6 protein-coding genes and 1 pseudogene are annotated in these 6957 nt (G+C 68.5%); 1 reads left to right on the plus strand and 6 read right to left on the minus strand.

Annotation, left to right across the window (positions count from 1 at the left end):
- Positions 1-323: 323 nt before the first annotated feature.
- The 6 genes and pseudogenes from ACFVYS_RS41465 to ACFVYS_RS41490 all read right to left on the minus strand — a co-directional run bounded on the left by ACFVYS_RS41465 (position 324) and on the right by ACFVYS_RS41490 (position 5922).
- Positions 324-2984 (minus strand): RICIN domain-containing protein, encoded by a 2661-nt coding sequence (locus tag ACFVYS_RS41465; protein WP_389510751.1) that lies wholly within the window; start codon positions 2982-2984, stop codon positions 324-326.
- A 207-nt stretch (positions 2985-3191) separates the two neighbouring features.
- Positions 3192-3434: pseudogene (locus tag ACFVYS_RS41470) on the minus strand (polysaccharide deacetylase family protein); the annotation flags it as partial.
- A 120-nt stretch (positions 3435-3554) separates the two neighbouring features.
- Positions 3555-3743, minus strand: coding sequence for a hypothetical protein (locus tag ACFVYS_RS41475; RefSeq protein ID WP_389510753.1), 189 nt, complete (start codon positions 3741-3743; stop codon positions 3555-3557).
- 315 nt (positions 3744-4058) lie between these two features.
- Complete coding sequence (locus tag ACFVYS_RS41480) at positions 4059-4232, minus strand: ATP-dependent DNA ligase (protein ID WP_389510755.1); 174 nt, start codon at positions 4230-4232, stop codon at positions 4059-4061.
- Positions 4233-4570: 338 nt separating this feature from the next.
- Entirely contained in the window at positions 4571-4720 is a 150-nt protein-coding gene (locus tag ACFVYS_RS41485) for a hypothetical protein (RefSeq protein WP_389510757.1), read from the minus strand.
- An 884-nt stretch (positions 4721-5604) separates the two neighbouring features.
- On the minus strand, positions 5605-5922 hold the full coding sequence (locus ACFVYS_RS41490) for a hypothetical protein (protein WP_389510759.1): 318 nt from the start codon (positions 5920-5922) through the stop codon (positions 5605-5607).
- Positions 5923-6278: 356 nt separating this feature from the next.
- On the opposite strand from ACFVYS_RS41490, the gene ACFVYS_RS41495 reads away from it, so the two are divergent.
- Complete coding sequence (locus ACFVYS_RS41495) at positions 6279-6563, plus strand: hypothetical protein (protein ID WP_389510761.1); 285 nt, start codon at positions 6279-6281, stop codon at positions 6561-6563.
- Positions 6564-6957 lie beyond the last annotated feature (394 nt).

Below are 6957 nucleotides of genomic sequence, written 5' to 3' on the forward strand. Positions count from 1 at the left end.
TCTCGTCGGCCTCCGGGATACCACCGCCCGCCAGCACACACACCATCCAGGCGACCTGACACCACCGCACCACACCCCGGGCTCTGGCCTGCCCGGCGACGGCCTCGCCCCGTCTCCCGCACCGAATCACCACCGATCCCCCGGCGGAATCCCCACCAGCAGCCACCCGTGCCGTCCCGCACATTCGGACACCGCATCGAACACCACCCGGAAACGACGAAGATCCCGCCCGATCTTCCGATCGGACGGGATCTCGTCAACTACTCCCGAGCTAACTCAAGAACAGTCGCGTGCAGGGAGTGCAGGGATTCAACGGCTCGGGGTCAGGACGGGTCGCCGTACTGGAGACCGCGTCCGTTGGTGCCGACGTAGACGCGCCCGAAGGCGTCGGGGTCGCCGGTGACGACGGCGGTGCCGCCGATGTTGCCCCACTGGTGGGCGTCGTCGTTGACGCGGAGCCAGGTGGCGCCCATGTCGGTGGAGCGGAAGACGCCGGTGACGTCCTTGACGGTGCCGATCAGGTACAGGGCCTGGTAGGAGGCGCCGGGTGCCGCCTTGCCGAAGCCGAGGGCGGAGGCGGACTTCACCGGGGTGAGCGTGGTGAACGTCCGGCCGCCGTCGGTGGAGTGCAGCAGCCCCTTGCCGCCGTCGGCGATCCACAGGTCCCCGGCGATGCCGGGAACGGCCGTGAGCTTGCCGGCGGACAGGCCGGTGGCGCGAGCGCTGAAGGTCGCGCCGCCGTCGGTGCTGGCGTAGAGAGTGCCGTCGGCCAGCGAGTAGAAGGTCCTGGCCGAGGAGCGGTCGGCGACGACCACGGCGCCGGTGCCCAGGCCGCCGACCTTCGACCAGCTTGCCCCCTTGTCGGTCGAGCGGTACGGGGCCTGCCCGTCCTCGGTCCAGACGATGGCGGAGCCGTCCGCCGAGAGCGCGACATGGCCGCTGTCGGCGCTGCCCACCGGCTCCGACTTGAAGCCGGTCCAGTTGCTGCCGCCGTCGGTGGAGTAGGCGCCGTCCTGCGTGCCGCCCCGGCCGACGCGGACCATCATCGAGGGGTTGGACTCGGCGAAGTCGATATTCGTGCTGGTGACCATCATCGGGTTCTTCAGCCGCCCGGCGGGCACCTTGGTCAGGGCACTGGAGGAGCTGTAGTGGAAACCGCCCAGGTCGCCCATGGAGGAGATGACGGTGGCACCGCCGGGCGGGGCGACCGCGTCCAGCACGGCGGTCTCCTCCAGCCCTTGGGCCCCGATGGTCCAGTGGCTGGTGCCACCGCTGTCCGAGGCATTGGCGTTCTTGCTGCGCCAGATGCCGCTGCCGGTGCCGTACAGCACGTGCCCGGAGGCGAAGGGATCGATGGCCAGGGCGGTCATCCAGTGCCCGACGTCGGTACCGACGTAAGGAGCGCCGGAGGCGTCCCGCTCCGACTTGTCGGACAGTGCCTTCCAGTTCGCGCCACCGTCGGTGCTCCGGTAGATCTCGTCCCCGGGCCACCAGCGGTCGAGGGTGGTGACCATCACCGTGGACGGCTTCTGCGGGTCGACGGCCAGACCGGAGAACCCGTAACTGCCCTGGGACGGCGAGATGTTCTTCCACGCCCCGCCCGCCGGCGTGTACTTCCACACCGAGCCCGCGGTGACGCCGTTGGGCCCGACGACATCGGTGTACGACAGGTACAGCGAGCCGTCACCGGAGAGCACACCGTGCTGCGGCATCTGGCCGGTGGGCTGCCCGGAGACGGCCTGCCAGGTGCTGCCGCCGTCGGTGGAGCGGTAGAGGGAGCGGGACTTGTCGGCGACGCCGACGTAGACGTCCTTGCTGCCGGCCGGGCCGTACGTCACGAAGGAGATTCCCGCGCCGCTGCCGGCGCCGTCCTTGACGGGGAACGAGGAGACTTGCCCCCAGGTCACGCCACTGTCGGTGCTGCGCCACAGGCCGTTCTTGCGCGTGCCCAGCAGCAGGGTGGTGTGGTTGCCGGGGTCGATCGCGAGCCGTTCGCCCGCCCCGCGGCCGTCCTCGTTGCTGCCCAGCTTGAAGGGCAGCTCGGTGCGCTTGAAGGTGCGGCCCCGGTCGGTGGAGCGCAGGACCGCGCCGTTGCCTGCCCAGCCGTTGGTGTAGGTGCCCGCCCCGATGTAGAGCCGGTTGGGGTCGACGGGGTCGGTGGCCAGCGAGTCGATGCCCAGCAGGTTCCAGTCCTTCTCGCCCACCCAGTCCGTCAGTGGGATCCACTGCTCGGCCCCGGTGTCCCAGCGGTAGGCGCCGCCCATGTCGGTGCGCGCATACAACAGCCCCTTCTCGCGCTGGTTGAACACCAGCCCGGTGACGTAACCGCCACCCACCACCTGGGCGTTCTTCCACGCATACGGTCCGGCCGCGGCCGTGGTCTGCGCCCCACCGGTCCCGGTCGACGGGGTCTCGGCCGTCTTCACCAGCTTCCACTGCTGGTTGGTGCTGTGCCTGTCGGGATACTGCATGACCGTCGCACCCTGGGCGGTGGAGCCTCCGGAGACGTCCAGGACCAGGCCGCTCCTGCGGGAGGTGAAGGTGACGGCGTCGGAGCCGCTCACATCGTCGATCCGCCACTCCTGGGAGGCGGCGGAGCTGTCGGTCTGCTGCTCGGCGGCGGCCCACTCGGCGGTCGAATTGCCCGCTATCCCCAGCACTTTGCCGCTGTTGCGGTTCATCAGCTCGTAGTAGCCGTCCCCGGTGGGCTTCAGCTTCCACTGCTGGTTGGCGGTGTTCTGGTCGGTCCACTGCTGGATGCGGGTGCCGTCGGCGGTGGAGAAGCCGTCGACGTCCAGCACCTTGCCGCTGCGCACCGAAACCAGCCGGTAGTAGGCACCGCCGTCGACCGTCGCGGCCTGCGAGTCCTCCTGCGTGAACAGGAGATACGGCACGACGAGGGCGGGCGCGCCGAGCAGCAGGCCGGTCGCGGTCCAGCGCCGACGGTGACGCCCGCGGCGCCCGCCGGTCGTGGGGTTCTTCATGGGGAGGTGCTCTCCTTGCATGCCGTTCACCAGACAAAGGCAGATCCAGGTCCCGAAGGCCGGATCCGACTCCTTGTCGTCACAGACTGTGCAAAGGGTTGCCGAAGCCGAGATCTTATTTCAGATCAACTCGTCGCAGTCGCAGTGGCAGTGGTCGCTGACGCGCGGCGATGATCGGCCGCTGGGCTCGGCCGGCGCCGACGACGCTCAACGCACCGGGAAGCCGAACGAGTAACCCTGCTCCCTGAATTCGGGAAGGATCCGGCGCACGGCCTCGACGGTCTGGGAGCGGTCGCCGCCCGCGTCGTGGAAGAGGAGCGTCGGCCCGTTGGGCAGCTCCCGCTCGACGGTGACGACGACGGCGTCCGCGCCCGGCTGCTCGAAGTCCTTGGTGTCCACGTTCCAGCCCAGCGGGCGCATGCCGTGCGAGGCGGCGAGCTTGCGGCTGTAGAGGACTGATCACCGCCGTTTGCGGCTGGTGACAGCGTTCTTACCGGCACCCCGCGAGTCCGGTGGGTTCAGACAAACTGAAGCCTGTTCAGCGGGAACTTGCGGGTCGATCTGTGTGCATCAGCTCGGCGTGTCCGTGGGTTCGGTGGGAACGTGGGGATGGGCTGCGAGGCGGCGGGCTTCGGCCGTGACCTCGGCATCGATCTGTGCCGCTGTCTTGTCGCCGTATTCGAGGGTGTCGTACTCGTCGTCGAGTTCGGCCAACTGTTCCGTAAGTGCGAGTTCGTGCACCCACACCGTCGATCTCATGAACCGGGCGCAGGGCGAGGGGCTACTCGCCCCGGACGCAGACCTGGAGTGGACGCGGCAGGTGTACTACGCCCTCCTCCGCGAAGCCATCAACAGGCCCGGCGCGGAGCAGGACCCGGACGCACTGGCCACGCTCGTCATCGACACCCTCCTGCACGGGCGCGGGGCCACGCGGCTAAGTCGCAACGTCGCGACGGGACGCGAAATCCCCCATCGCTGCCGACGCCGCCCGCAGCGCGTCAGCAGCGCTCATGTCGGCCCCCGTCCGCCGCGAGCCTAAAGCCTTAGGCGGATCACCGCTGCTCGCCCAGCGGGTCATGGGCGCAACAGCGGAACCTGCCCAATGCCGATGTCCGTGCGGATGCGGTGCGGGCGGGCAGGGTGGCGGAACCGTCCCGCAGCATCCCGGGCGACGTCGACGGCCACCTTCAGCACCACCGCGGGCTCCACCAGGACCACCTCCAGCGTGCGCTGTGTTCCCCAACCCACGCTGAACGTTCATCCCTGTCACGGATGCATGCCCGCCGACCGGGCCAGGACGTCGGGGCCAGAGCGCGCCCCACGCGCGCGGACAGCGTGGTGCTGCGTCCGACGTACTGGAGGCGGCCTGCGGTGTCGTAGCGGCCCAGCAGCACGGTCCGGGGCGCAGTGAGGGAGCCGGTGGCGGCGCCGATGATGGCCTCGAGTGCGCACCCACTGGTGAAGTGTCGGTATTCGAGAGTTGCAGTACTCACCGGCAGGGCGAGCAGGCCAGGATCCACCTCTGTACATCGACGATCGGCCTTGATCACCAGGCCATCGACGTCCTGTGCGGGCAGCACCTCGTATCAGACCCGCGTGAGATCGGCGTCGGTCGTAGTCGGGACCGCCTGGATCGGCGGGGCGATGCCGTACCCCACCGGCAGATGCTCCAACTGTGCTCTGCGGCGCACATACAACCAGCCCCGGGTATCGCCGTGCTCGGGGTGGTGCAGCATGTCGAAAACGGAAGCGCGCGGGTCCAGGTTCAGGGGACTCGGAGCCTTCTCTGGGGTAAGAGGTGCGGTGCGAGAAGGAGTTCATCGACTCAGTGCAGCTCAGCGCCGGTGTAGATGACGGTATCCGGTTCAACAGGTGTGGCGCCATCGCTGAATCGAGCGATGGCCCCAGCTGTAGAGGGGCTTACTGCGGATCGCGCCTCCAGGGGCATGCAGAGCGGGCGAGGCTGGCTGGAGGTCACGATGTGGACCGGGAAGAAGAACGATGTGGACCGTTACGTCGGCCGCACCACTCTGGCCGCCATGCGGGCGCTGCGGTCGTCGGCCTTCTTGCTCAGGGCCGAGCGGCGTGGGCATCCCTGGGCGGGATGGTCGTTTGCCACCGGGTAGAGCAGCCGGAAGCATCTGGAACCCGAACTGGTGGTGGAGGCGGCTTCGAGGTGACCTGTGAGCCTCCGACCGGTGCGGCATCCGCGCTGGCGCCGTGCCCGCCCGGACTTCTCCCCCGCCGACGTCCCCCACCTTCCGCCGGCCCACTGACACAGGCAGCCCCAGGCGATGATGCCTGGGGCTGCTGATGTCCACACGGGGCAGGCCGGTCTGGTTAGACAGACCGCACGATGATGCCGTGGGGGCGCGCGACGAACTGGTCCTCACGCACGACTGCCGCTGCGCTGAGGCGTTTGTTGCACTCCCGGAGGCTCTCAACCGGCTCGCCGTCCTCCTTCATATGCCCTACTCATCGAGCGGGGCGTCGTGGACGACGGCCCGGAGAGTCGTGAGCAACCTGCCAGCCGCATCCGGCGCTTCCCCAACCGTTGTCGACACGCCGGGACGAGCATGTCGACAACGGTTGGGGGGGAGCCCGCTCCTCAGTGTGCTGTTCAGAAGTCGATGCAGACCGGGCCCTGGTTCACGTTGACCAGGCCGACCTGGGTGACGGCGGCGTTGCAGTCGAAGCTCGTGCCGTCGTCACCGCCCTTGTTCTCACCGACTTCGTCGAGAGAGTCGAAGTCGATGCAGACCGGGCCCTGGTTCACATTCACCGCTCCGAGCTGCGTGGTGAAGTCGTTGCACTGTCCGTAGGGCGCCGGCCCTTCGCCCCGCTCGGAGTGGTCGCTGGCCGCAGCGATGCCGGGACCGGCCATCACCGCGGCAGCAGCCAGAGCAACGCCCGCGAAGGTCTTGCGGAAAGACAGCATGATGTATCTCCAAGAAGTGGAGGTCTGGGACACAACAAACTCCACCAGCGTCCACCTTCACCCGCATGCCCTGATACGCCACTTGGACCGCCGGACGCCCCGATGCACTTGCTTGACTCGGCGCCGGTGGCGATGACGGGCTGGGCCGCGGCGCTGCGCTGCCCTCGAGTGGCTCGAGAGCGGGACTGGTGCTGGTGTAGGCGTGTTGGGGACTCGGCCAAGCGGGCGCCTCACCTGGCGGGTGCCGCTGGTCACCCTCAGGCTGAGTTCAGCAGCCCGCGGCGCAGAGACATCTCTGTCCTTTACTCCAGCCCTCAGCTGCCCGTACCCGCATCCCCAGGCTGAGGAGAGCCATCATGCCCAGAGCCACTACGACCAAAGTTACGCAACCCGTTACGGACGACAGCATCAAGGTGCGCCAGCTCAGTCATTACCAGTTCAGCTGGGTTGCCGGTGAGCCCTCTGCCCGGGGCACGCTCACCCTGCAGCTTGTATTGGACGAAGGTGCCTGGGAGGAGGTGCTGACCGTCGATGCCGACGACGCCGACGTGCTGCAGGACCTGCTGCGCAGCACACCGACCGTGCACTATGACGTCAGCCGCCGGACCTTGATGTTCGGGGTCACCGCCGTCGGCACCTGAACAGGCAACGCCCGCCCGTCCCTGCTGACGCTGGAGGCCATCCCGCTCGGATAGCCCATTTGCGTCCAGGCAACAACCACGATCACTTCCTTGCCGATCGTGGTCGGCCGGACCGACCACCCAGCCTCCACCTCCTCGACGAGCAGCAGACCCCGCCCATCCCGTCCGGCAAGCGGGTCATCTTCACCACGCTCGAGGACGGTTCCGGCCTGGAGCGGATGGGGCAGGAGCTGCCTGCGGTTTTTACGTTCTGGGTTCGGTGCAGCCGCCGTGGGGGACGGCGACGGAGCGCAGTTCGTAGGCGGTGTCGGAGCTGGGGCTGTGATGTGGCTGACGGGAACCGGGAAGCCGACGGGATCGGGGCGATGTCCGCTGCGACACATGCCTGCAAGGC

Source organism: Streptomyces sp. NPDC058295 (genome assembly GCF_042880655.1).
Lineage (GTDB): Bacteria > Actinomycetota > Actinomycetes > Streptomycetales > Streptomycetaceae > Streptomyces > Streptomyces coriariae.

Bases quoted from the DNA above. Each gene is read 5' to 3' on its own strand.
- ACFVYS_RS41465 (WP_389510751.1), bottom strand. From the start codon at position 2,984: ATGAAGAACCCCACGACCGGCGGGCGCCGCGGGCGTCACCGTCGGCGC.
- ACFVYS_RS41475 (WP_389510753.1), bottom strand. From the start codon at position 3,743: ATGAGATCGACGGTGTGGGTGCACGAACTCGCACTTACGGAACAGTTG.
- ACFVYS_RS41485 (WP_389510757.1), bottom strand. From the start codon at position 4,720: ATGCTGCACCACCCCGAGCACGGCGATACCCGGGGCTGGTTGTATGTG.
- ACFVYS_RS41490 (WP_389510759.1), bottom strand. From the start codon at position 5,922: ATGCTGTCTTTCCGCAAGACCTTCGCGGGCGTTGCTCTGGCTGCTGCC.
- ACFVYS_RS41495 (WP_389510761.1), top strand. From the start codon at position 6,279: ATGCCCAGAGCCACTACGACCAAAGTTACGCAACCCGTTACGGACGAC.